We start from the raw sequence: 23,442 nt of genomic DNA on the forward strand, positions 1-23,442 counted from the left end.
CGCGCGTCGATGACAGTGTTTTGCGTACGGCGGTGCCGCGCGGCTTGGGAGTTTGAATGATGGACATCGTTTCGGTCGATATCGGCGGCACGCATTCCCGCTTCGCCATCGCGGAAGTGGAAAACGGCCGCGTCGTGTCGCTGGGCGAGCCGATCACGCTGAAGACCGCCGAATATGCCAGCCTTCAGACCGCGTGGCAGATGTTCGAGAAGAAGCTGGACCGTCCGGTGCCGCGCGCCGCGGCGATCGCGGTGGCATCGCCCGTCACCGGCGACATCATCCGGCTGACCAACAACCCCTGGGTGATCCGCCCCTCGCTGATCCCCGAGCGGCTGAACGTCGACAGCTATACGATCATCAACGATTTCGGCGCGATCGGCCATGCCGTGGCGCAGCTTCCCGATGAGAATTTCGATCATCTGTGCGGCCCCGAAATCCCCCTCCCCTCCAGCGGCGTGACCACCGTCTGCGGCCCGGGCACCGGGCTGGGCGTGGCGCAGGTATTCAAGACCGGCGGCAGCTATCACGTGCTGCCGACGGAAGGGGGCCACATCGATTACGCCCCGCTGGACGATATCGAGGACGCGCTGCTCAAGCGGCTGCGGCGCAGCTACACGCGCGTGTCGGCCGAGCGGATCTGCGCCGGCCCGGCAATCGTCGCCATCTATGAAATGCTGGCCGAGATGGAAGGCCGCCCGGTGCGCATGCGCGACGACAAGGCGATCTGGACCGAGGCGCTGGAGGGCACCGATCCGATCGCGCTGGCGGCGCTCGACCGTTTCTGCCTCGCCCTGGGCGCGACGGCGGGTGACCTCGCGCTGGCGCATGGCGCCAACGGCGTGGTGATCGGCGGCGGCCTTGGCCTCAGGATCAAGGATCGGCTGCTGCGTTCCGGCTTTGCTCACCGCTTCGTCGCCAAGGGACGTTTCCAATCCATGATGAGCGGCATTCCGGTGAAGCTCGTCACCCATCCGCAGCCGGGCCTGTTCGGTGCCGCCGCTGCCTTTGCACAGGAACATACGGCATGAGCGAGATCGGCACCATCATGCGGACGAGCGCGGTGATCCCGGTGCTCGTCATCGACGACGCCGCCGCCGCACGGCCGATGGCCGAAGCACTGGTCGCCGGCGGGCTGAAGGTGCTGGAGGTGACGATGCGCACCCCCGCCGCGCTCGACGCGATCCGCGAGATGAAGCAGGTGCCCGGCGCGATCGTCGGCGCCGGCACGGTGGTGACGAACGAACAGTTCGTTCAGGTGATGGATGCCGGCGCCGAATTCATCGTATCGCCCGGCCTGACCGAGCGGCTGGCCGATCCGATCATCGCCAGCGGCGTGCCGTTCCTCCCGGGTGTGGCCACTGCGGGCGACATCATGCGCGGGCTGGACCTCGGCCTGACTCATTTCAAGTTCTTCCCGGCCGAGACATCGGGCGGACTGAAGGCGCTGAAGGCGCTCGCCGCGCCCTTCTACCAATGCCATTTCTGCCCGACGGGCGGGATTACCGAGGAAAGCGCGCCGGCCTGGCTCGGCTTCGATCGCGTGCTGTGCGTCGGCGGCAGCTGGGTCGCCAGCGGCACCCCGGCGAAGATCGAGACCAAGGCGCGCGCCGCCGCCGCGCTGCGCGGCTGACGCCTCTCCCCTCCGCGGGCCGCGCCATTGCGGTGCGCGGCCGGGGCGGCATTCACTCGGCGGCGTCTGCCTCCGCGATCAGCTTGGTGAGCGGGCGCGCCGCCTGTTCCACCACTGGCGGCGCCTCGATCGCCTTGCCCGCGGTGTAGATCTTCAGCGCCTCGAACCGGCGCGCCTGGGTCAGCACCTGCGATTCCAGGCTGCCGACGAACTGATTGTACGCCGTCATCGCGGTGTCGAGGTTCTTGCCCAGCTTCGCGACATGGCCGCCCATCACCGACAGCCGCGCGTACAGGTCCTTCCCCAGCTGCGCGATCTCACGCGCTTCCTTGGCCAGCATTTCCTGCCGCCACACCGCCGCGACGGTGCGCGAAATGGCGATAAGGTTGGTCGGTGTGGCGAGCAGCACCTTGCGGTCGAAGGCATAGTCCCACAGCGACGGATCATGCTCCAGCGCGGCGGACAGGAAATGTTCGCCGGGCACGAACATCACGACATAATCGGGCGCGTCCTCGAACTGGTTCCAATAGGCCTTGGCACCCAGGCTGTTGACGTGTGCGCGCATCGCGGCGGCATGGGCGGTGAGGCCGGCGGTCCGTTCCGCCTCATCCACCGCGCCGAACGCATCCTGATAGGCGTTGAGCGACACCTTGGCGTCGATGACCAGCGACTTGCCGCCGGGAATCCGCACGATCACATCGGGGCGGAAGCGCGCACCTTCCGCGTCGGTTACCGACACTTCGGTCTGGAAATCGGCATGTTCGGACAGGCCGCAGCTTTCCAGCACGTTGCGTAGCTGCTGCTCGCCCCAGCGCCCGCGCGCCTTGGGTGCATTGCGCAAGGCGTTGACCAGCCGCGCCGCCTCGCTGCGCACCGTTTCCTGCCCAAGCCGCATCTGTTCGATCTGACCGCGAAGCTCGCCAAAGGCGTCGCGGCGCTCGGCCTCGACCTTCGCCACGCCTTCCTCATAGCGTTGCAGCCGGTCGCTTACCGGTTGCAGCATCGCCTTCAGGTTCTGCCCGGCGGTTTCCTCTGACTCGCGGAAGCGTTCGTTGGCGCGCTGAAGGAAGCGGTCCTGCGCCTCGGCGAGCAGCTTCTGCCCGACCTGGCCGAATTGCGCGGCGAGCGCGTCCTTTGCCTCGCGAAGCTCGGTCAGCCGCGCGTCGAAACCGCGCGCCTCCGCCTCCAGTCGCGCGATATGAGCGCGCGCGGCATCGCGATCGTCGCGGATCGCGGCGAGTTCCTGACGCAGCGCGTCAGCGGCCCGGGCGCGCTCCTCCGCGCCGGCCAGATCGACAATCGCCTTCTTGAATTCCGTGGCGCGGGCATCGCGCTCGGCCCGGAGCGTGGCAGCGGTGCGGCTGGCAAACCACCAGCCCGCGGCCAGCCCAAGCACCAGCGCCACGAAGATGAGCAGGACGGCGACAGGCTCCACGCTTCCTCCAATCTGGAACGAAGCGCGAACCTATCCGGCACATCCTGTTGTGGCAAGCCGCCTCAGGCGGCGTTCTTGCGTGCCTTCGCCAGCTTCTTCAGCAGCATGTCGCGCTTCAGGCGCGTGATGTGATCGATGAACAGCACGCCGTTCAGATGGTCGATCTCGTGCTGCATGCAGGTGGCGAGCAGCCCGTCCATTTCCTCTTCGTGGCGATTGCCATCGACGTCGAGCCACGCGACGCGGCAGCGCGCGGGGCGCTCCACCTCGGCATATTGCTCGGGGATCGACAGGCAGCCTTCCTGATAGCGCGACAGCTCGTCCGACACCCACAGGATCTCGGGATTGATGTAGGCCTTGGGATCGCGGACGGTGGTGGGCGCCTCGCCCTCCTCCACCGGCTCGTCGCTCTGCCGGTCCTGCAGGTCGATGACGACCACGCGGCGCAGCACGCCGACCTGGATCGCGGCAAGGCCGATCCCGTGCGCGTCATACATCGTGTCGCTCATGTCGGAGACGAGCTGACGCACCTCGTCATCGATCGTGGCAATGGGTTCGCACATCTGGCGAAGGCGGGGATCGGGAATCTCTACGATTGGAAGAACGGCCATGGCGGGCAGATATTGGCAGCAGTCCGCCGAATCAAGCGAAGGGGGTGCGCCGCGCCCCGATCACGCCACCGGACGGCGCGCGCGCAGCGCCTGCGCCAGCGTTCCTTCGTCGAGATAATCGAGCTCGCCGCCGACCGGCAGGCCGTGCGCCAGCTGAGTCAGCCGCACCGGATAGCGTTCCAGCCGCTCGGCAATGTAATGCGCCGTGGTCTGCCCCTCCAGCGTGGCGTTCATCGCCAGCACCACTTCGTCGATCCCGCCCGCCTCGATCCGGCGGACGAGCTGATCGATCGTCAGATCCTCCGGGCGGACACCCTCCAGCGCGGACAATCGCCCGCCCAGCACGTGGAAGCGCCCCGGAAACAAGCGCGATCGATCGAGCGCCCAGAGGTCCGCCACCTCCTCCACCACGCACAAGGAACGCGCATCACGGCGGGGATCGGCGCAGATCGCGCAGGGGTCGACGGTATCGACATTGCCGCAGATCGAGCAGGTCGCCAGCCGTTCCTCCACCGCCTGAAGCGCGGACAGCAAGGGGATCAGCGCGCCTTCGCGCTTCTTGACGAGGTGAAGCACCGCCCGCCGTGCCGATCGCGGCCCCAGCCCGGGCAGCCGCGCCAACGCGCCCGTCAGCGCCTCGATCTCCTGTGATGCCATCGCGTGAACAGATAGGGGGTTGCGTCCGCGTCCGCCAGCGCGTTGAAGCGCGCCCCATGCGGATCATCTTCATGGGCACGCCCGCGTTCGCCGTGCCGGCGCTGGAAGCGCTGGTTGCCGCCGGTCATCAGGTCGTCGCGGCCTATAGCCAGCCGCCACGGCCCGGCGGGCGGCGCGGACGCGCCCTGGTGCCCTCCCCCGTTCACGCGGCGGCCGAGGCGTGCGGCATTCCGGTGCATACGCCCGTGTCTTTGCGCAACGCCGAGGAACAGGCGGCGTTCGCCGCGCTGGAGGCGGACGTCGCGGTGGTGGCGGCCTATGGCCTGATCCTGCCGCAGGCGATCCTCGATGCGCCGCGCTTCGGCTGTCTCAACATCCACGGATCGCTGCTGCCGCGCTGGCGCGGGGCGGCGCCGATCCAGCGGGCGATCCTGGCGGGTGACGCAGAGACCGGGGTCGGCATCATGCAGATGGAGGCCGGGCTCGATACCGGCCCGGTCAGGCTGGAAGGTCGCACGCCGATCGCCGGCAAGACCGCGGGAGAGCTGACCGACGAACTGGCGCAGATGGGCGCGCGGCTGATGGTGGAGGTGCTGGCCGATCTCGATGCGCACCCCGCGGTCACGCAGCCGGCGGACGGCGTCACCTATGCGGCCAAGATCGCCAAGGAGGAGATGCGGCTCGATTTCACGCCCGGTGCCGAGGTGGTCGAACGGCAGGTCCGCGCCTTCAACCCGCCCGGCGCGTGGTTCGAGGTGAATGGTGAGCGGGTTCGGCTGCTGGCGGCCGATGTGATCGCGGATGCCGGCGCCCCGGCGGCGCCCGGCGAGGTAGTCGACGATCGGCTGACGATCGCCTGCGGCAGCGGCGCGCTGCGGCCGACCCGCGTCCAGCGCGCCGGGCGCGGCGTGATGAGCGTCGACGAACTGCTTCGCGGCTTTGCGATCCCCGCCGGCACCCGCCTGTGACCCGCTTCGCGCTGACCGTCGAGTTCGACGGCCGGCCCTTCATGGGTTGGCAACGGCAGGATCACGGCCCCAGCGTTCAACAGGCGATCGAGGACGCGGCCTTTGCCGTCACCGGCGAGCGCACCACGGTCCATGCCGCCGGGCGCACCGATGCCGGCGTCCACGCCACCGCGATGCGCGCGCATGTCGACATCGCAAAGCCGATCACCGCCTTCCGGCTGGGCGAGGCATTGAACGCCCGGCTTCGCCCCAACCCGGTCGCGATCCTCGCCTGCGAGATCGTGCCCGACGGTTGGCACGCGCGCTTCTCCTGCCTTGGCCGCGCCTATGAATATCGCATCGTCAACCGCCGCGCGCCGCTGACATGGGAAAAGGGACTGGCGTGGCAGGTCGCCCAGCCGCTCAATGCCGCGGCGATGCACGATGCCGCGCAATTGCTGGTCGGGCGGCACGATTTCACCACCTTCCGCTCGGCGCATTGCCAGTCGGCCAGCCCGGTGAAGTCGATCGACCGGCTCGCCGTCCGGCGGGAGGGCGACCGCATCATGGTGGAGGCGGCGGCGCGATCTTTCCTCCACCATCAGGTGCGCTCGATGGTCGGTTGCCTCGCGCTTGTCGGCCTGGGCCGCTGGTCCGCCGCTGACCTGCGCGACGCGCTGGAGGCGGCGGATCGTGCCCGGCTCGGCCTCAACGCCCCGCCCGACGGGCTGTTCTTCATGGGCGCGCGCTATCCCGCGCGCCCCGAAGCGGCGGCCTAATAGGCGAGCGCGCAGCCGTCGGCGCGCATTTCGCTCGCCGCGCCATAGACCCGCGTCGCACCGTCCATGCGATGCTCGACGCATTGATAGCGGCCGAAGCTGCCGTCGGGATCGCCGATCGACCAGCCCATCTCGGCGAGCTTCTGCCGCGTCGCCAGCGGCACGCCGCTTTCCAGCCGCAACCGCCCCTTGGGCCCGAGCCCCGGATCATCCTCGCCCATCGACTGCGACGATCCTTCATGGTGCCAGCGCGGCGCATCGCCGGCGGATTGCGCCTCCAGGCCGTAATCGACGCGATTGACGATGATCTGCGTCTGACCCTGCGGCTGCATGTCGCCGCCCATCACGCCGAAGCTCATCCACGGGTCCGCGCCGCGCGTCGCAAAGCCGGGGATGATCGTCTGGAACGGCCGCTTGCCCGGCGCATAGATATTGGGGTGGCCGTCCTTCAGGCTGAACAATTGCCCGCGATCCTGGAACATGAAGCCGAGGCCATCGGCGACCAGCCCCGATCCCATGCCGCGGAAATTGGACTGGATCATCGACACCATCATGCCGTCCGCGTCGGCGCAGGAGAAATAGGTGGTGTCGCCGCGGCTGGGCGCCTGCCCCGGATAGACCGGCGTCAGGATTCGGTCGGGGCGGATCAGCTTGGCGCGCTGCGCGGCATATTCCTTCGACACCAGCCAATCGACCGGCACGTCGGCGAATTTGGGATCGGCATAGAAGCGCGCGCGATCCTCATAGGCCAGCCGCTTCGCCTCCGCCTGCAGGTGGATCGACAAGGGCGACTGGAAGCCCGCATCCTTCAGGTCGAAATGCTCGAGGATGTTGAGCATCTGAAGCGTTGCGATGCCTTGGGTATTGGCCCCCAGTGCATGGACCGTCGTGCCGCGATAATCGGTGTGACTGGGCTCGATCCATTCGGAGCGGTGCGCCGCCAGATCCTCATAGCGCAGCCAGCCGCCGATCCGCTTGAAATAGCGGTCCATCGTGCGCGCCAGATCGCCGGCGTAGAAGGCATCGCGCCCGCCGGCAGCGATCGCGCGATAGGTGCGCGCCAGGTCGGGATTGCGGAACACCTGCCCCGCCGCCGGCCCCTTGCCGTCCGCCATGCCCCATGTCTTGAGCGCATTGGCAGTCTCCTCCACCCCGTTCCCGGGGCGGGCGAAGTTCGCCATGCTGCGGCGGATATAATAAGCGATGATGTCGGGTACCGGCGTCCCCGCCTCCGCCATCGCGATCGCCGGTTCGAACAGAACCTTCCACGGCAGCTTGCCGTAGCGTTGGTGCATCGTCCACCAGCCGTCGACCGTTCCCGGCACCGAGACGGTGATCGCGCCCAGCGGCGGCAGCGAGCCGTTCTTCGCACGCCCGCGCACCGTTTCCAGCGACAGGCCGCGCGGGCTGGCGCCCGATCCGGCGAGGCCGACCACCTTCTTCTGCCGGGGATCCCAGATCATCGCATAGACGTCGCCGCCGATCCCGCTGGCGGTCGGCTCGAGCAGGCCGAGGCAGGCGTTCATCGCGATCGCCGCGTCGACCGCCGATCCGCCGCGCTTCAGCATGTCGATGCCGGCTTGCGTGGCGAGCGGATGCGCCGTCCCCGCCGCGCCGTTCAGGCCATAGACGGCGGTACGCGAGGCGAAGCTGGCGCCGACCGGCCGGTCGCCGGCATGGACATCGGGGCGGATGAAGCGATCCTCGCCCGGCTTCCAATATTTCGGCTGATCGCCCGCCTTCGCGGTGGCGGGCTGCGGCGCGCCGCCCTGCCCCGGCCCCTCGGTCCCCTGCGACTGACTGGGCGTCCCCTGCTGCGCCCGCGCGAGCGATGGAGCAAGGGCAAGCGCCGGCAGCGTGGCAACAAAGGTTCTACGTCGCATGGAAGGCTCCCCGTTTTCAGCACCTTGTCGCGACAAACGCCGGGCGCCGCAAGCAGCGGCCCCGACATCAGGGAACGAAAGGGGCCGCTCGGGCACTCCATCGGCGATGACCGTCACCGATCTGGCCACACGCACCTACAATCACAGCTTCCGGCTGGATCCGATCGTCCGCAGCCTGCTCGACACCGATTTCTACAAGCTGCTGATGCTTCAGCTGATCTGGTCGCGTCACGCGAACACGAACGTCACCTTCTCCTTGATCAACCGCACCCGCACCGTCCGGCTGGCGGAAGTAATCGATGAGGCGGAGCTTCGCGAACAGCTCGATCATGCGCGCACGCTCCGCTTTACCAAGAAGGAGCTGATCTGGCTCGCCGGCAACACCTTCTATGGCGTGGAGCGCATGTTCCGGCCCGATTTCATCGCCTGGCTCGCGCGCTATCGCCTGCCCGACTATGAGCTACGCCGCGTCGACGGCCAATTCGAGCTGAGCTTCACCGGCCCGTGGATGGACGTGACGCTGTGGGAGATACCGGCGCTGGCGATCGTCAACGAGCTGCGATCGCGCGCCGCGCTTCGCCATCGCGGCCGCTTCGCGCTCGACGTGCTGTACGCGCGTGCGAAGGCGCGGCTGTGGAGCAAGGTGGAACGGCTGCGTGACCTTCCCGAGCTTGCGCTGTCGGATTTCGGCACCCGCCGCCGCCACGGCTTCCTGTGGCAGCGCTGGTGCGTCGAGGCGTTGAAAGAGGGGCTTGGCGAGCGGCTGATCGGCACGTCCAACGTCCTACTCGCGATGGACGCCGACCTGGAGGCGATCGGCACCAATGCGCATGAACTGCCGATGGTCGCCGCAGCCGAGGCGGCGGACGATGCCGCGCTCGCCCACGCCCCCTACCGCGTGCTGGAGGAATGGCAGCGGGATTATGCCGGCAACCTGCTGATCGTCCTCCCCGACACTTATGGCACTGCGGCGTTCCTGCGCGACGCGCCCGATTGGGTCGCCGACTGGACCGGCTTTCGCCCCGACAGCCTGCCACCGATCGAGGCGGGAGAGCAGATCATCCGCTGGTGGCAGGACAAGGGCCGCGATCCGCGCGGCAAGCTGCTGATCTTCTCCGACGGGATGGATGTCGACAGTATCGCGGCGACGTACCGGCATTTCGACGGCCGGGTGCGGATGAGCTTCGGCTGGGGCACCAACCTGACCAACGATTTCCGCGGCTGCGATCCGGAGGGCGACGCGCCGCTCGCCCCCTTGTCGCTCGTTTGCAAGGTGACGCGCGTCAACGGCCGGTCGGCGGTCAAGCTGTCCGACAATCCGGCCAAGGCGACCGGCGACCCCGCCGAAATCGCCCGCTATTTGCGCGTGTTCGGCGAGGCCGGGCGGGTCGACCAGACGGTCAGGGTCTAACCGCGTGACGGGCGCGCCCGTGCCTCAGAAGCTTCGCGGCATCCCCAGCACATGTTCGCCGACGAAGCTCAGGATCAGGTTCGAACTGATCGGCGCGACCTGATACAATCGCGTCTCGCGGAACTTGCGCTCGACGTCATAATCCGCCGCAAAGCCGAAGCCGCCATGCGTCTGAAGGCAGGCATTGGCCGCCTTCCACGATGATTCCGCCGCCAGATGCTTGGCCATGTTCGCCTCCGCGCCGCACGGCTGATGCGCGTCGAACAACCGGCACGCCTCGTAGCGCATCAGGTCCGCCGCGCGGACCTCCATATAGGCCTGCGCGATCGGGAACTGAACGCCCTGGTTCTTGGCGATCGGCCGGTCGAACACGATCCGCTCCGACCCGTACTGCACCGCGCGTTCGACGAACCAATAGCCATCGCCGATGCACTCCGCCGCGATCAGCGCGCGTTCGGCGTTGAGCCCGTCGAGGATGTAGCGGAAACCCTTGCCCTCCTCGCCGATCAAACTGTCGGCAGGCAGCTCCAGATCGTCGAAGAACACCTCGTTGGTCTCGTGGTTGACCATATTGCGGATCGGCCGGATCTCCATGCCATTGCCGATTGCCGCCTGCAGGTCGACGAGGAAGATCGACAGGCCGTCGGCCTTCTTCTTCACCTCGTCGAGCGGGGTGGTGCGCGCGAGCAGGATCATCAGGTCGGAATGCTGGATCCGGCTGATCCACACCTTCTGCCCGTTGACGACATACTTGTCGCCGCGGCGCTCGGCGCGGGTCTTCAGCTCGGTGGTGTTGGTGCCGGTGGTCGGTTCGGTTACCGCCATGGATTGCAGGCGCAGCGCGCCGCTCGCGATCTCGGGCAGGAAGCGCTGCTTCTGCGCCACCGATCCGTGCCGCAGCAGCGTGTTCATATTGTACATCTGGCCGTGGCAGGCGCCCGAATTGCCGCCCGCGCGGTTGATCTCCTCCATGATGATCGACGCTTCGGTCAGGCCAAGCCCCGCGCCGCCATAGCTTTCGGGGATCAGCGCCGCCATCCAGCCCGCCTTGGTCAGCGCGTCGACGAACGCCTCGGGATAGGCGCGCTGGTCATCCACCTCGCGGAAATAGCTGTCGCCGAACTCGCGGACGAGCGCGCGCACGGCATCGCGGATTTCGGGGAAATCGTTGCGGGCGGCGGGGATCATGCACGGGCCTTTCTGGACGGCGGTGACGGTTTGTGGTCGAGCGCCGCGATCTCGGCGGCAAGCGCGACCAGTGCGGCGGCAAGGTCGGCGAACTCCGCCTCGCTGCGTGATCCGGCAAAGACGGACGCGGAGACGCACAGCGACTGCGCCTCATCCGGCAGGCACACCGCGATCGACGATATGCCGGCGTAGCTCAGCCCGTCGTCGACGCCGTAGCCCTGCGATACCGCCGCCGCGACCTGGGCAGCATAATCCTCAAAGGCCACCGCTCGCTGCCAGCGCACCGCCGCGAAACGCCGGGCCAGTTCCTCGCGGCCGACGCGCTGCGCGGCGGCAAGCGCACGGCCCACCGCGCCGCTGCCGATCGGCTGGCGCTGTCCCTCTTCCATATGGATCCGTGTCGCGGCGACGCTCTGGCCCAGTGCGACCAGTTGCAGCCGGTCCCGCCCGGTGACGCGCCACAAGCCGATCGGCGCGTGCCAGCTACGCGCCGCCCGCTCCAGCAATGGCCGTGCCCGCGCCACAAGCCGGGTCGACCGATCGAGGTCGCTCGCGGCGATTTCCGACCAGGGCGGCGACAGCGCGTACCGCTTGCCCTCGCCCAGCGACAGCACGCCCTCCCCCACCAGCGTGCGCAGCAGGCCAAGGCAGCTCGACGGGCTGATCCCGCAGCTTTGCGCCACTTCGGACAGCGTCAGCGCCCGGCCGTCCGCCAGCGCGCGCATGATGGCAAAGGCCTGAACGACCGAGGGGACTGGCGAACTCATCACCCGATGCATAAACTTCATTGGAGTGAAACCGCAATGCGCCATCTTGAAATAGCGTCCCCCGCGCCGTAACCCGTCGGCGATCAGTTTCAGGAGGTGGAGCATGGGCATTCTCGACGGAAAGGTCGTGGCTGTGACGGGTGCAGGCCGCGGCATCGGGCGTGAGATCGCCCTGTTGTGCGCGCGTGAGGGCGCCGCGGTGGTGATCAACGATCCGGGCGTCGGCGGCAGCGGCGAAGGCGGCGAGGCTGGTCCGGCGGAGCAGACCGCATCGGACATCGTCGCCGCTGGCGGCAAGGCGATCGCCAACCTCGCCAGCGTCGCCGATCCCGCGGCCGCGGCGACGATCGTCGAGGATGCGGTGAAGCAGTTCGGCCGCATCGATGCGGTGGTGAACAACGCCGGCATCCTGCGCGATTCGATCTGGCACAAGATGAGCCATGAGGATTGGCGCGCGGTGATCGACGTTCACCTGAACGGCGCATTCAACGTGTCCAAGGCCGCCACGCCCTATTTCCGCGAGCAGCAATCGGGCAGCTTCGTCCACTTCACCTCGACCAGCGGCCTCATCGGCAACATCGGCCAGGCGAATTATTCCGCGGCGAAGCTCGGCATAGTCGGCCTGTCGCAATCGATCGCGCTCGACATGGCACGCGCCGGCGTCCGGTCGAACTGCATCGCGCCGTTCGCGTGGAGCCGCATGACCGCCTCCATCCCGGCCGAAACGCCCGAGGCCAAGGAGCGCGTCGCCCGCCTCCAGACGATGAGCGCGGACAAGATCGCGCCGCTCGTCGCCTTCCTCGCATCCGACCTGTCGAAGGACGTCAGCAACCAGATCTTCGCGGTGCGCAAGAACGAGATCGTGCTCTTCTCCAAGCCGCGCCCGATCCGCTCGATGACCAAGCTTGAGGGCTGGTCGGCGCAGGCGATCGCGGATGAGCTGATCCCCTCCTTCCGCCCCAGCTTCGCGCGGGCCGACGAAGTGTCGGCCAACGTCTTCCCCTACGATCCGATCTGAGGACCATCATCATGTCCACCCTCAACCCCGCCCCGAACAGCGGCCCGAATCCCGGCATGGACGCCGAGACGTTCGACCAGTTCATCGACCAGCTGCGCCGCTATGTGCGCGACCGGCTGATCCCGGCCGAGAAGGAAATCCTCGAGACCGACCGCATCCCGGACGAGATCCTGAACGAGATGCGCGAGATGGGCCTGTTCGGCCTCACCATCCCCGAGGAATATGGCGGCGCGGGGATGAACACCTATCAATATACCCAGACAATCCGCGAGCTGGCCTATGCCATGCCGTGCTTCCGCTCGATCATCTCGATCACCATCGGCATGGTCAATTCGGCGCTGCGCAACGGCGGCACCGAGGAGCAGAAGGCCGAGTGGCTGCCCAAGATGGCGGCGGGCATGATCGTCTCCTTCGGCCTGACCGAGCCCGGTTCGGGCAGCGACAGCGCCGGCATGCAGACGATGGCGGTGCGTACCGGCAACGGCTGGGTGCTGAACGGTACGAAGCGCTACATCACCAATGCGCCCGACGCCGAGATGGCGGTCATCATGGCGCGCACGTCGAAAGAGGCGCTGCCCAAGAACGCGCACGTCTCCGCCTTCATCGTGCCGATGAACACGCCGGGCGTGACGGTCGGCAAGCCCGACAAGAAGATGGGCCAGGCCGGCACGCATATCGCCGACATCATCCTGGAGGACGTTCACCTTCCCGCCGACGCGCTGCTCGGGCTTGAGGAAGGCAAGGGCTTCGTCACCGCGATGAAGAGCCTCGACAACGGCCGTTTGTCGGTCGCTGCGGCCTCGATGGGCTATGCCCGCCGCGCGGTGGATTCGGCGCTTCGCTACGCCACCGAGCGCAAGGCGTTCGGCGAACCGATCGCCAATTTCCAGCTGATCCAGCAGATGCTCGCCGACAGCGATATCGAGATCTACGCGTCCGAGACGATGCTGGCCGATTGCGCCCGCCGCGTCGACGCTGGCGAGCCGGTGCTGCGCAAGGCAGCGGCGACCAAGGTCTTCGCCTCCGAAGCATGCGGCCGGATAGTCGATCGCGTGGTGCAGATCTATGGCGGCGCGGGCTATCTCGCCGAATATGACGCCGAGCGTTTCTTCCGCGATGCGCGCATCTACCGCATCTACGAGGGCACGACCCAGATCCTGCAGCTGCAGATCGCCAAGCACATGCTGCGCGAGTTCAACGCCGGAGTGAATTGAGATGTACAACCTCCTCCCCGGCCTGACCGTGATCGAGGCGTCGTCCTTCGTCGCCTCGCCCACCGCCGGGCTTTATCTGGCGCAGATGGGGGCGGAGGTTATCCGCGTGGACCAGATCGGCGGCGGGCCCGATTTCCGCCGCTGGCCGGTCACGGAAGGCGGCGATTCCCTCTATTGGGAAAATCTCAACCGCGCGAAGAAGAGCCTGGCGCTCGATCTCGGCCGGCCGGAGGGGCGCGAATTGCTCCAGGCGCTGGTCCGCGCGACCGGGCAGTTCGTCACCAACTTCCCGGTGAAGGGCTTCCTCGCGCATGAAACACTGGCGCAGGGGCGTCCCGATCTCATCACCGTACGCGTGATGGGCTGGCCGGACGGCAGCCCGGCGCTCGACTATACCGTCAACAATGCGGTCGGCTATCCAATGCTGACCGGGGCGGGACCCGACCCGGTCAACCACGTCCTCCCCGCCTGGGATCTTCTGACCGGCGCCTATGCCGCCTTCGCGATGATGGCCGCGCTGCGCCGCCGCGACACGACGGGCGAAGGTGGCGAGATCCGCATACCGCTGTCCGACGTCGCGATCGGCACGGCCGCCAATCTCGGCGGCATTGCCGAGGTGATGCACACCGGCACCGATCGCCCACGCCTCGGCAACACGGTCTTCGGCCTGTTCGGGCGCGATTTCACGACGCGCGACGGCAAGCGGACGATGATTGTCGTCGTCACGCATCGCCAATGGGCCAACCTCATCGCCGCGCTGAACCTCGGCGATGCAATCGCGCGGGTAGAGGCGGACCGCGGGGCCAGCTTTGCGCACGACGATGGCCTCCGCTTCACGCATCGCGACGCGCTGTTCCCGCTGTTCGAGGCCGCCATCGCCGCGCGCGACCATGATGATCTCGCCGCCGCTTTCGATGCGGGCGGCATCGTCCACTCTGCTTACGGCACCATGGCGGATGCGGTGCGTGATCCCCGGTTGGTCACCAACAACCCGATCTTCGGCACTACCGATGACCCCAGCGGCACGCGCTACCCCGCGGTCGGCGCCTTCGCGACGCTCCCCGCCGAGGATCGCCGCCCGCCCGCGCCCGCCCCGCGTAACGGCCAGCACAGCGAACAGATACTTGCCGAAACGCTCGGCCTCTCGTCCGGCGAAATCGCGCGCCTGTTCGACACGGGCATCGCCGCCACGACCAAGTAGAGGCCGCGACGGGGGCCGCCGTATCTCTGCGGTCGACCGGTCTTACCGTGTCGTAGCGCGAAAGACCGAAGCAACGCTGCGGTCCATTACGGATCTCGCGTTGACGGGATCTGGCGCAGAAACCAGCGCCCGCGATCGGCGGGCGCTGGTTCCTCCTTCACTTGCCGACGGTCGCCTCGGCCATCGCCGGCGCCGAATGAATGTCCGGCGCGCCGCCCATGTCGCCGCCCTTGGTGCGGCCAGCGCCCGGTCCGGCGCCAAGGTCCGCGCCCGTCGTCGGATCGGCCGTCGGATCGGACATGGTGCGCTCCGCCATCTTGGTGGCGACCTTCTTGTCCTTGGCGGGCAGCGTCACGCTGGCCGTGCCGTCGCCGCCATCGGCCGGCATCACCTGCTGCAGGTCGTCCACCCGCTCCCATTGATCACCGCTATTCCACGGCCCGGTGGTGTCGCCTTCCCCCTGCGAGGTGTTGACGTACATGTTGGCATATTTCTCCACGCCCGGCAGCTTGCCCGACGGGAAGTTGTTCTCGATCGCGTAGAGCGCCTTCTCGAACGATTTCTGGTGCGCCACTTCGCGCGTCATCAGGAAGCCTAGCGCATCCTTGATTCCGGGATCGTCGGTGATGTTGATCAGCCGCTCATAGACGATCTTCGCGCGCGCCTCGGCGGCAATGTTCGATCGCAGGTCGACGGTCGGCTCGCCGCGCGAATCCACATAGGCCGCAGTCCACGGTACGCCGGCGGAGTCGCACAGGGCGGGGCCGCCGCCGAACAGGATCGATTCCTTCGCGCTGGTCCCGGTCGAGCCGACCAGCTGGTACAGCTCGGCCTCCTTCATCTGCCCTTCGGCCAGCTGCGCCTTCACGCCCTTGGTCAGCATGGCGATGATCGACCCGATGATCTCGAGGTGGCTGAGTTCCTCCGTAGCGATGTCGAGCAGCATGTCCTTGCGGCCGGGATCATCCTCCGCCAGCCCCTGCGTGAAATAGCGCATCGCCGCGGCCAGCTCGCCATCGGCGCCGCCGAACTGCTCCATCATCAATGTTGCAAGTCGCGGGTTCGGCTCGGCGACGCGCACGGTGTATTGCAGGCGCTTGTTATGCATAAACATAGGTTAAACTCCGGCAAAGTAACGACTTTTCGCCCTGCCAGAGCGAACCAGCGACATAAGCGTTCCGCCGCGCTCAAAACATTCCGCAGCATCTATTCCGATCCTTTGCCATCCCTTCCTCCAGGGCATGGCGGCCTTGCGTGCACCAGCGGATGGGTCAATGGAGGTGGCCTATCTCCACAAGAAGAGTTGTTCGTGACCAAGCACTTCCTTCTCGCGCTCATCGCCACGTCCGCCCTCTCTGCCGCCCCCCTCGCAGCTCAGGAAAAATCCGACGCCAAGCAGCCCCCCGCCCGCTCTTATGCCGAGACGGTGAAGGCGGAGGCGGAGGCCGGCTGGGCCAAGGCGCCGGTGGAGGAAACCGAGACCCGCACGCGCGACAGCGTCACGATCAACGGCAAGCGGTACAATTACATCGCCTCCGCCGGCACGCTGACCACCCGCGACAATGAGGGGAAGCCGACCGCCTCGATGTTCTACACCGCCTATACGCTGGACGGGACGAAGCCGGGCACGAAGCGGCCGATCACCTTCCTGTTCAACGGCGGCCCCGGCTCGCCCTCCTTCTGGCTGCGCATGGGATCGTTCGCCCCGATCCGCATCCGCACCACCAATCCCGAATTCGTCCGCCCGGCGCCCTATGACGTCGGCCCCAACCCGGATTCGCTGCTCGACAAGACCGACCTCGTCTTCCTCGACGCGATCGGCTCGGGTTATTCGCGGCCGCTGGGGGATGCGAAGCCCGGCGATTTCTATGGGGTCGATGAGGACGTCGACGTCTTCGCGCGCGCGATCATGCGCTACGTCACCAAATACGGCCGCTGGATGAGCCCCAAGTTCATCCTGGGCGAAAGCTACGGCACGCTGCGCGCCGGGGCGCTGGCGTATCAGCTGCAGGATCGCGGCATGGCGCTGAACGGCGTGATGCTGCTCAGCTCGATCATGAACTACGGCTATCGCCAGCCGGGGCTGGACCAAGTCTATATCAACTACCTGCCCAGCTACGCCGCGACCGCCTGGTATCACAATCGCGTGCAGAACCGCCCCGCCGATGTCGCCACGATCGTCGCCCAGGCGCGCGCCTTTGCCACCGGGCCGTACATGGCCGCGCTCGCCAAGGGGCAGTTGATCTCCCCGCAGGAGCGCGATCAGGTGGCCGAGCAGATGAGCCAGCTGACCGGCCTCAGCGCCGATTTCATCAAGCGGGCGAACCTGCGCGTCGACCTGCCGCGCTTCCAGAAGGAGCTGCTGCGTGGCTCCAACCGCACCGTCGGCCGCTTCGATTCGCGCTACATGGGGATCGATACCGATGCCGTGGGCGAACGTCCGGAAACCGATGCCTCGTCAGACGCGGTGTCGGGGGCATATATCGCCTCGTTCCAGGACTATGTGCACTCGACGCTCGGCTACAAGACCGACCTGCCGTATCGCCTGTCGGCGCGCGACGGCGCCGGGTTCAAGTGGAACTGGGCGCACCGGGCACCGGGCGGCGGCTATGGCAGCCAGAACAATCCCAACACCGCGATCGATCTCGCCGCCGCGATGCGCACCAATCCCTATCTGAAAGTGCTGTCGCTGAACGGCTATTACGACATGGCGACGCCGTTCTTCGGCACCGAGAACGATCTCGGCCGGATGATGCTGGAACCCGCGCTTCAAGCCAACCTGAAGTACACTTATTATCCGGCGGGCCACATGACCTATCTGAACCCGGACGCGCTGCGCGACATGAAGCGTGATCTGGCGAGCTGGTATGACGAGGCGGTGAGCGACGCGCGCTCCTCCACCCCGCCGGTGCCAGTGTCGGGTCAGGCCGGCACGATGACCGGCAACACGCCGAACTGAACCTGCCGGATACCCGCTCGCCACATGGTGAGCGGGTATCCCGGCGGCGTCAGGCGGCCAGTTTCAACGCACCGACATAGCGGTCGCGCAACTCACGCTTCAGCACCTTGCCGATCGGGCCGCGCGGCAATTCCTCGACGATGCTCACGTCCGCCACGCGCTGCATCTTGCCGACGCGCGCGTTGATCCACTCCTTGATCGCACCCGCGTCAGCACCCGGGGCGACCACGAAGGCGACCGGCGTCTCGCCCCAGGTCTCGCTCGGCACGCCGACCACGCTCGCCTCCTGCACCTCCGGATGCGCTGCGACGACCGCCTCGATATCCGAGGGGTAGATGTTGAACCCGCCGGAAATGATCATGTCCTTCTTGCGGTCGACAATCGTCAGGAACCCGTCCTCGTCGATCCGCCCGATGTCGCCGGTGCGCTGCCATACGCTGCCGTCGGGCGCGATCCAGCGGCTGGCCGCGGTTTCCCCGGGCCGATTGTGATAGCCGATCATCATGCCGGCGGAGCGGGTGACGATCTCCCCCTGCTCGCCCGGCGCAACGTCGCGATCATCATCATCCAGCAGCCGCACCTCGCCCCCACCCGGCGCGATCCGGCCCACCGTGTGCAGCTTGTCGGGATGCTCATGCGCGAACAGAACGAAGCTCGCGCCCCCTTCGGTCATGCCATAATATTCGACCAGCCCGCCGGGCCAGCGATCCAGCATCTCGCGCTTCATCGCCGGCGCGAAGGGCGCCGAGGTGCAATATTTGACGCGAAACGCGCTAAGGTCGGTACGGTCGAAATCGGGATACGCCAGCAGCCGGGCGCACATCACCGGCACCAGCATGGCATGGGTTACGCGATGCCGTTCGGCCAGCGCCAGCCATCGGCCGGCGTCGAACTTGGTCATCAGCACGATCGTCCCGCCCGCGCCGATCGTCTGCACCAGCGCCGACAGCGTGGTGTTGGAATAAAGCGGCGTCGCCAGCAGCGTCACGGCATCGGGGCCGTACCCCCGTGCGCCGCCACTCTCCAGCATCCGCGCGCGATAGCGGAACGGCTGGACGATTCCCTTGGGTGTGCCGGTGGTGCCGGAGGAATAGATGATCGTCATCGGCGCATCGCCATCCACCGCGACCGGCGCCGCATCGTCCGCATCGGCCGCGCCGTCCTGCGCCAGCCACCGGTCGAACGGCTCGCCCAGCATCACGACCTCGGCTGAAACCTTGAACGGCAGCGCCTCGTCGGTGAACAGCAGCGTCGCGCCGGAATCGCGGATCATCGCCTGCTTGGCGCCATCCTCCGCCGACACGGGAATGGCCGCCAATACCATGCCGGCCCGCGCCGCCCCGACCATCAGCGCCAGATAGGCTGGCCCGTTCGCGGCCAGCACCGCAATCGTGTCCCCGGCGCTGGCGCCTGATCGACGAAGCGCGGCCGCAATCCGGGCACCCAGCCGGTTCATCTCGCCATAGGTCACCCGTGCGTCGTCGCTGATCAGCAGCACGTGATCGCGCGCGCCCGCCGCGCGCCGCGCAATCACGTTCGATAGGGTGGACAGATGTTCGTCGCTCACCGCAGCTTCCTCTCGCCTTTTTCCATCCGGTAAAACCACAGGCGCATTTCGGCTTGCGGCTCCCCTCCGCCTGTTTTAACGACCATAAAGACAAATTGGCAAGGGAGCGGATGCGCATGGCACGCTGCCCGCCCGATGTTGGGAGAGAGACGATGAACCGCGACGATCTGATGTTCCGCGACAATCTGCTTGAGGGTCATCGCATCCTGGTCACCGGCGGCGGCACTGGCCTTGGCAAAGTGATGGCGGAGGCGTTCCTGATCCTCGGCGCCGACGTATTCATTTGCGGGCGTCGTGGCAGCGTGCTCGATCAGACGGCCGATGAATTGATGAACGCGCATGGCGGCAAGATGGTCGGCCTCGCCTGCGACATTCGCGACGAAGCCGCGATCGAGGATATGCTTGACCGTATCTGGAACAATGGCGGCGCGCTCACCGGCCTCGTCAACAATGCCGCGGGCAATTTCGTCAGCCGCACCGAAGATCTCTCAATGCGCGGTTTCGACGCTATTTCCTCCATCGTGTTCCGCGGGTCGTTCGCGATGACGCTGGCTTGCGGCAAGCGCTGGATCGACCAGGGCGTCTCCGCCTCCGTGCTGTCGATCCTTGCCACCTGGGTGTGGAACGGCTCGGCCTTCACCGTGCCCAGCGCCATGTCGAAGGCGGGCGTCAACGTAATGTCGCAGAGCCTAGCGGTCGAATGGGCCGATCGCGGCATCCGTCTCAACTGCATCGCACCGGGCACCTTCCCGACCGAGGGCATGTCCGCCCGGCTGCGCCCGACCGATGGCGAGCAGGCGTTCCGCGACACGACTGATTACCCGATGGGTCGCGTCGGGCGGATGCCGGAACTGGCCAATCTCGCCGCCTTCCTCATGTCGCCGCAGGCGGAATATGTCAGCGGCCAGACGATCGCGATCGACGGCGCGCGTTATCTCGCGACCGGCGGCAACTTTTCCTCGATGCGGTCGTGGAGCGACGAACAATGGGCCGCGGCGCGCGATTCGATCCGCGCCACCACCGCGAAGGACAAGGCCGCACGAACCGCCTGACCATCGCGCCGCGCGCGATATTGCCGTGCCGCCGATTACTTTACGGCACGCGAAACTTTTACGCCAACGTTCAGGCTTTGCTTGAACAATCAGAAACCAGCACGTTAAATGGTGCACAAGCGATCGGCGACAGCCGGGCGCAGGACGGGAGTGGAAATCATGTTGCAGGGCATCCGGGTGGTCGAACTGGCCAGCTACGTTGCAGCGCCAGGCGCATGCGGGATCCTGGCCGACTGGGGCGCAGAGGTCATCAAGGTGGAGCCGCCAGCGGGCGATCCCTTCCGCCAGTTCTTCGGCTCGATCGGTCTCGAAAACACCGAAAACCGCGTGTTCGACAATGACAATCGCGGCAAGCGCTCGATCGCGCTCGACCTGACGAATGCGGAGGATGCCGAGGTGCTGCGCCGCCTCGTCGCGACCGCCGATGTCTTCGTCACCAACACCCGCCCCGCCAGCCTGGAACGGCTCGGCATCGGCTGGGAGCAGCTGAAGGCGATCAAGCCGGACCTGATCTTCGCCAATTTCACCGGCTATGGCAGCGAGGGTGCTGAGGCGGACAAGCCGGGCTTCGACATCACCGCCTTCTGGGCGCGCTCCGGCCTCTGCTCGCTTACCACGGTGAAGAACGGCGATCCGGCGCAACTGCGCACTGGCATCGGCGATCACATGGCCGCAATGGGCCTGGTCGCCGGGATCATGGGGGCGCTGTTCCACCGCGCGCGCACGGGCGAGGGGCAGAAACTGGAAACCTCGCTGCTGCGCATGGGCATCTACGCCGCCTCCTGCGAACATGCGATCCAGCTTCAGATGAACAAGCTCGCCTCGACGAAGTCGCGGCCGGAGGCGGTCAATCCGCTCAACAATTTCTTCAAGACCGCGGACGGCCAGTGGTTCGTCATGGTGCCACGCCAGGGGTCGGGCGACTGGCCGCGCATCGCCCGCGCGATCGGCCGCCCGGAATTGCTGGAGGACACGCGCTTCACCGGCGTGCGCGATCGCCGCAGCAATGGGCCCGCGCTGGTCGGCATTCTCGATGAGGCATTCGGCGCGATGACCTGGCCCGAGGTTCAGGTCGCGCTGGAAGCGGAGAAGGTGATCTTCGGGCCGGTGCAGAGCGTGGCGCAGGCCACCCGTGATCCGCAGGCGCTCGCCGCCGGCTGCTATGTCGACGTCGCCGGGCCGCAGGGCGAGATCCGCCTCCCCGCCACGCCGATCGATTTCGAATCCCACCGCCCGTCCGCGCGGCTCGCGCCTGCACTGGATGCCGATGGCAATGCAATCCGGGAAGAACTCGGTATCGAGACCGCCAAGACGGCGGCATAACGGTCGTAAAGGCCGAACAAGGGGACAGAATGGCGAAAGCGGTCGAAAGTAGTAGCCCGGGGGCACATAATGGGCGGAGCGAAGGACCGGCGCGGGAGGTGTTGCTACAGGCCGCCAGCGACCTGATGATCGAACTAGGCACGCCGGAAGTATCGCTCCACGCCATTGCACGGCGCGCCGGCGTCACCGCCCCGCTCGTCAAATATTATTTCGGCAGCAAGGAGGGGCTGCTGGTGGCGCTGGTCGAACGCGACACGTCGCGCTCGCTGGCGCAGCTCGACGGGCTGAACGCGATGGCGATCGATCCGCTGGCGAAGCTGAAGATCCACATCGCCGGCATCGTGCGCACCTACAGCCGCTACCCCTATCTCGTCGGGCTCCTGAACCACCTGCTGCGCGAATCCCGCACGGAGGGGTCGGACCAGATCAAGGCCAATTTCGTGATCCCGCTGATCGACGCGCAGCGGCGGATCATCGAGGAAGGCGTGGCGGCCGGGCAGTTCCGCCCGATCGACCCGGACAAGCTCTACTTCATCATCGTCGGCGCCTGCCAATATCTGTTCTCCTCACGCGTCGCCTTTACGGAGATCATGGACGGCAAGCTCAGCGACGAGGCGTTCGCGCATGATTTCCCGTCCGCGGTGCTCGACGTGATCCTGAACGGGCTTCGCGCCTGATCCCTGGGGGTTGATCGCGGGGCGTTGATCGCGGGGCGCAGGTCACGGCCAGCTCTCCGCGATTGACCCGTCGGCGCCGCGCCGCTAGACGCCGCACCGCGGCGACCACGTTCCCGCCCCGCCAAGGGTGTCAAGTCCGGGACGGCCCGGCAGTCCTGAATGGAGGCTGCTGTGGCGTGGATCTATCTTGTTGTTGCCGGTATTCTCGAAGTGGTCTGGAGCTTCTTCATGAAGCAGTCCGACGGCTTCACCAAATGGCAGCCGACGCTGATCACCTTCGCGACCATGTTCGTCAGCTTCGGCCTGTTGTCGCTGTCGATGCGCACCCTGCCGCTTGGCACCGCTTATTCGATCTGGACCGGGATCGGTGCGGTTGGCGCCTTTGTCGCGGGCGTGCTGCTGCTCGGCGAACAGGCCAGCCCGATGCGCATCCTGGCCGCCGCGATGATCGTCGGCGGCCTTGTCCTGATGAAATTGTCCTCCCCCGCCTGACACCTGCCTGGCTGCCGCTTGATCGCGGCGGCGCGGGACTTCATCCTCTCGCCCGTCGATCGCGAACGGTTGGAGGCCCCGATGAAGGTTCATCGCTACGCGCTGGATGTCGAATGGACCGGCAATCGCGGGGAAGGCACCCGGACGATCGCTGGCTACAGCCGCGATCATCGCATCACTGTGCCCGGCAAGCCGCCGATCCATGGCTCCTCCGACCCCGCCTTTCGCGGCGATCCGACACGCTGGAACCCGGAGGAGCTGCTGCTCGCCTCGATCTGCGCCTGTCACAAGCTCTGGTACCTTGGCCTGTGCGCGCAGGCGGGGGTCACCGTGCTCGCCTATCGCGATGGCGCGGAAGGGGTCATGGAAGAGGAGCCGGACGGCGCGGGGCAGTTCACCGCGGTAACGCTCTCCCCGACCGTGACGATCACCGCGAGTTCGGACCCGGCCCTGGCGGCCGCGCTGCACGAACGCGCCCATGCCATGTGCTTCATCGCCCGGTCTGTCGCTTTCCCGATCCACCACACGCCCGTCATCGAAGTGGCGCCCGCGACCTAGCCGCTGCCTGCGGGGCACCCCGATTGCTTTTTGCGGAACAAACCATGTATCTCTGCCCGTCCATCGATAGGCC

General features: G+C 67.0%; 22 protein-coding genes. 14 read left to right on the forward strand and 8 right to left on the reverse strand.

From position 1 onward, the window contains the following. Window positions 1–59 precede the first annotated feature (59 nt). Together glk and eda are read left to right on the forward strand one after the other, a co-directional pair. A complete protein-coding gene (gene glk, locus XM50_RS17720) occupies window positions 60–1,028 on the forward strand; it encodes a glucokinase (protein ID WP_046411931.1) in 969 nt (322 codons plus the stop codon). Continuing rightward, window positions 1,025–1,630, forward strand: a complete 606-nt coding sequence (gene eda / locus XM50_RS17725) for a bifunctional 4-hydroxy-2-oxoglutarate aldolase/2-dehydro-3-deoxy-phosphogluconate aldolase (protein ID WP_046411317.1) — start codon at window positions 1,025–1,027, stop codon at window positions 1,628–1,630. Before glk ends, eda begins: the two co-directional genes overlap by 4 nt. A 52-nt stretch (window positions 1,631–1,682) precedes the next feature. Here eda and rmuC read toward each other — a convergent pair whose 3' ends face one another. The 3 genes from rmuC to recR form a co-directional block, all read right to left on the reverse strand. Next, window positions 1,683–3,065, reverse strand: coding sequence for a DNA recombination protein RmuC (gene rmuC / locus XM50_RS17730; protein WP_046411319.1), 1,383 nt, complete (start codon window positions 3,063–3,065; stop codon window positions 1,683–1,685). 62 nt (window positions 3,066–3,127) lie between these two features. Further along, window positions 3,128–3,676 (reverse strand): peptide deformylase, encoded by a 549-nt coding sequence (def, locus tag XM50_RS17735; protein WP_046411321.1) that lies wholly within the window; start codon window positions 3,674–3,676, stop codon window positions 3,128–3,130. 60 nt (window positions 3,677–3,736) lie between these two features. Continuing rightward, window positions 3,737–4,333 carry a recombination mediator RecR gene (recR, locus tag XM50_RS17740; RefSeq protein WP_046411322.1) on the reverse strand — a complete coding sequence of 199 codons (597 nt, stop codon included), beginning with the start codon at window positions 4,331–4,333 and terminating at the stop codon, window positions 3,737–3,739. Between the two features lie 56 nt (window positions 4,334–4,389). Between recR and fmt the strand changes: the two genes are divergently transcribed. Both fmt and truA read left to right on the forward strand, forming a co-directional pair. After that, a complete protein-coding gene (fmt, locus tag XM50_RS17745) occupies window positions 4,390–5,301 on the forward strand; it encodes a methionyl-tRNA formyltransferase (protein WP_046411324.1) in 912 nt (303 codons plus the stop codon). Beyond that, entirely contained in the window at window positions 5,298–6,059 is a 762-nt protein-coding gene (gene truA, locus XM50_RS17750) for a tRNA pseudouridine(38-40) synthase TruA (protein ID WP_046411326.1), read from the forward strand. The genes fmt and truA overlap by 4 nt, the downstream gene beginning before the upstream one ends. Here truA and XM50_RS17755 read toward each other — a convergent pair. Further along, complete coding sequence (locus XM50_RS17755) at window positions 6,056–7,942, reverse strand: gamma-glutamyltransferase family protein (protein WP_046411327.1); 1,887 nt, start codon at window positions 7,940–7,942, stop codon at window positions 6,056–6,058. The genes truA and XM50_RS17755 overlap by 4 nt on opposite strands. 106 nt (window positions 7,943–8,048) lie before the next feature. Here XM50_RS17755 and pncB point away from each other — a divergent pair, with 106 nt between their 5' ends. Next, window positions 8,049–9,353 carry a nicotinate phosphoribosyltransferase gene (gene pncB / locus XM50_RS17760; protein WP_046411329.1) on the forward strand — a complete coding sequence of 435 codons (1,305 nt, stop codon included), beginning with the start codon at window positions 8,049–8,051 and terminating at the stop codon, window positions 9,351–9,353. 24 nt (window positions 9,354–9,377) lie between these two features. On the opposite strand, the gene XM50_RS17765 is transcribed toward pncB, so the two are convergent. Together XM50_RS17765 and XM50_RS17770 are read right to left on the reverse strand one after the other, a co-directional pair. Further along, a complete protein-coding gene (locus tag XM50_RS17765) occupies window positions 9,378–10,541 on the reverse strand; it encodes an acyl-CoA dehydrogenase family protein (RefSeq protein WP_046411330.1) in 1,164 nt (387 codons plus the stop codon). Further along, window positions 10,538–11,308, reverse strand: a complete 771-nt coding sequence (locus XM50_RS17770; protein ID WP_197075583.1) for an IclR family transcriptional regulator domain-containing protein — start codon at window positions 11,306–11,308, stop codon at window positions 10,538–10,540. Before XM50_RS17770 ends, XM50_RS17765 begins: the two co-directional genes overlap by 4 nt. A gap of 103 nt (window positions 11,309–11,411) precedes the next feature. On the opposite strand from XM50_RS17770, the gene XM50_RS17775 reads away from it, so the two are divergent. From XM50_RS17775 to XM50_RS17785, 3 genes are read left to right on the forward strand one after another with little or no spacing between them, the layout of a single operon-like run. Continuing rightward, a complete protein-coding gene (locus XM50_RS17775) occupies window positions 11,412–12,326 on the forward strand; it encodes an SDR family NAD(P)-dependent oxidoreductase (protein ID WP_046411334.1) in 915 nt (304 codons plus the stop codon). Between the two features lie 11 nt (window positions 12,327–12,337). Then, entirely contained in the window at window positions 12,338–13,540 is a 1,203-nt protein-coding gene (locus XM50_RS17780) for an acyl-CoA dehydrogenase family protein (protein ID WP_231622014.1), read from the forward strand. Window position 13,541: 1 nt separating this feature from the next. Continuing rightward, window positions 13,542–14,741: a CoA transferase gene (locus XM50_RS17785; RefSeq protein WP_046411336.1), complete on the forward strand. Its 1,200-nt coding sequence runs from the start codon at window positions 13,542–13,544 to the stop codon at window positions 14,739–14,741. Window positions 14,742–14,898: 157 nt separating this feature from the next. On the opposite strand, the gene XM50_RS17790 is transcribed toward XM50_RS17785, so the two are convergent. After that, on the reverse strand, window positions 14,899–15,855 hold the full coding sequence (locus tag XM50_RS17790; protein WP_046411338.1) for a manganese catalase family protein: 957 nt from the start codon (window positions 15,853–15,855) through the stop codon (window positions 14,899–14,901). A gap of 195 nt (window positions 15,856–16,050) precedes the next feature. Here XM50_RS17790 and XM50_RS17795 point away from each other — a divergent pair, with 195 nt between their 5' ends. After that, entirely contained in the window at window positions 16,051–17,700 is a 1,650-nt protein-coding gene (locus tag XM50_RS17795; protein WP_046411934.1) for a S10 family peptidase, read from the forward strand. Window positions 17,701–17,749: 49 nt separating this feature from the next. On the opposite strand, the gene XM50_RS17800 is transcribed toward XM50_RS17795, so the two are convergent. Continuing rightward, window positions 17,750–19,267 (reverse strand): class I adenylate-forming enzyme family protein, encoded by a 1,518-nt coding sequence (locus tag XM50_RS17800; RefSeq protein ID WP_046411340.1) that lies wholly within the window; start codon window positions 19,265–19,267, stop codon window positions 17,750–17,752. A gap of 152 nt (window positions 19,268–19,419) precedes the next feature. Between XM50_RS17800 and XM50_RS17805 the strand changes: the two genes are divergently transcribed. From XM50_RS17805 to XM50_RS17825, 5 genes are all read left to right on the forward strand, one after another. After that, window positions 19,420–20,319 carry an SDR family oxidoreductase gene (locus XM50_RS17805; RefSeq protein ID WP_046411342.1) on the forward strand — a complete coding sequence of 300 codons (900 nt, stop codon included), beginning with the start codon at window positions 19,420–19,422 and terminating at the stop codon, window positions 20,317–20,319. Window positions 20,320–20,478: 159 nt separating this feature from the next. Further along, window positions 20,479–21,642 (forward strand): CaiB/BaiF CoA transferase family protein, encoded by a 1,164-nt coding sequence (locus tag XM50_RS17810; protein WP_046411936.1) that lies wholly within the window; start codon window positions 20,479–20,481, stop codon window positions 21,640–21,642. 29 nt (window positions 21,643–21,671) lie between these two features. Next, window positions 21,672–22,319 (forward strand): TetR family transcriptional regulator, encoded by a 648-nt coding sequence (locus tag XM50_RS17815; protein ID WP_082103178.1) that lies wholly within the window; start codon window positions 21,672–21,674, stop codon window positions 22,317–22,319. Between the two features lie 171 nt (window positions 22,320–22,490). Next, window positions 22,491–22,811: a DMT family transporter gene (locus tag XM50_RS17820; protein ID WP_046411939.1), complete on the forward strand. Its 321-nt coding sequence runs from the start codon at window positions 22,491–22,493 to the stop codon at window positions 22,809–22,811. 81 nt (window positions 22,812–22,892) lie between these two features. Continuing rightward, window positions 22,893–23,369, forward strand: a complete 477-nt coding sequence (locus tag XM50_RS17825; RefSeq protein WP_046411941.1) for an OsmC family protein — start codon at window positions 22,893–22,895, stop codon at window positions 23,367–23,369. Window positions 23,370–23,442: the final 73 nt, after the last annotated feature.

The sequence above is a fragment of the Sphingomonas sp. Ag1 genome, from assembly GCF_000980895.1.
Classification (GTDB): Bacteria; Pseudomonadota; Alphaproteobacteria; order Sphingomonadales; family Sphingomonadaceae; genus Sphingomonas; species Sphingomonas panaciterrae.

Coding starts and splice junctions, on each gene's coding strand:
- fmt (WP_046411324.1), top strand. CDS start 4,390: ATGCGGATCATCTTCATGGGCACGCCCGCGTTCGCCGTGCCGGCGCTG.
- glk (WP_046411931.1), top strand. CDS start 60: ATGGACATCGTTTCGGTCGATATCGGCGGCACGCATTCCCGCTTCGCC.
- XM50_RS17810 (WP_046411936.1), top strand. CDS start 20,479: ATGTTGCAGGGCATCCGGGTGGTCGAACTGGCCAGCTACGTTGCAGCG.
- pncB (WP_046411329.1), top strand. CDS start 8,049: ATGACCGTCACCGATCTGGCCACACGCACCTACAATCACAGCTTCCGG.
- XM50_RS17755 (WP_046411327.1), bottom strand. CDS start 7,942: ATGCGACGTAGAACCTTTGTTGCCACGCTGCCGGCGCTTGCCCTTGCT.
- XM50_RS17785 (WP_046411336.1), top strand. CDS start 13,542: ATGTACAACCTCCTCCCCGGCCTGACCGTGATCGAGGCGTCGTCCTTC.
- XM50_RS17765 (WP_046411330.1), bottom strand. CDS start 10,541: ATGATCCCCGCCGCCCGCAACGATTTCCCCGAAATCCGCGATGCCGTG.
- XM50_RS17815 (WP_082103178.1), top strand. CDS start 21,672: ATGGCGAAAGCGGTCGAAAGTAGTAGCCCGGGGGCACATAATGGGCGG.
- XM50_RS17775 (WP_046411334.1), top strand. CDS start 11,412: ATGGGCATTCTCGACGGAAAGGTCGTGGCTGTGACGGGTGCAGGCCGC.
- eda (WP_046411317.1), top strand. CDS start 1,025: ATGAGCGAGATCGGCACCATCATGCGGACGAGCGCGGTGATCCCGGTG.
- XM50_RS17780 (WP_231622014.1), top strand. CDS start 12,338: ATGTCCACCCTCAACCCCGCCCCGAACAGCGGCCCGAATCCCGGCATG.
- XM50_RS17805 (WP_046411342.1), top strand. CDS start 19,420: ATGAACCGCGACGATCTGATGTTCCGCGACAATCTGCTTGAGGGTCAT.
- XM50_RS17825 (WP_046411941.1), top strand. CDS start 22,893: ATGAAGGTTCATCGCTACGCGCTGGATGTCGAATGGACCGGCAATCGC.
- def (WP_046411321.1), bottom strand. CDS start 3,676: ATGGCCGTTCTTCCAATCGTAGAGATTCCCGATCCCCGCCTTCGCCAG.
- recR (WP_046411322.1), bottom strand. CDS start 4,333: ATGGCATCACAGGAGATCGAGGCGCTGACGGGCGCGTTGGCGCGGCTG.
- XM50_RS17770 (WP_197075583.1), bottom strand. CDS start 11,308: ATGAGTTCGCCAGTCCCCTCGGTCGTTCAGGCCTTTGCCATCATGCGC.
- XM50_RS17790 (WP_046411338.1), bottom strand. CDS start 15,855: ATGTTTATGCATAACAAGCGCCTGCAATACACCGTGCGCGTCGCCGAG.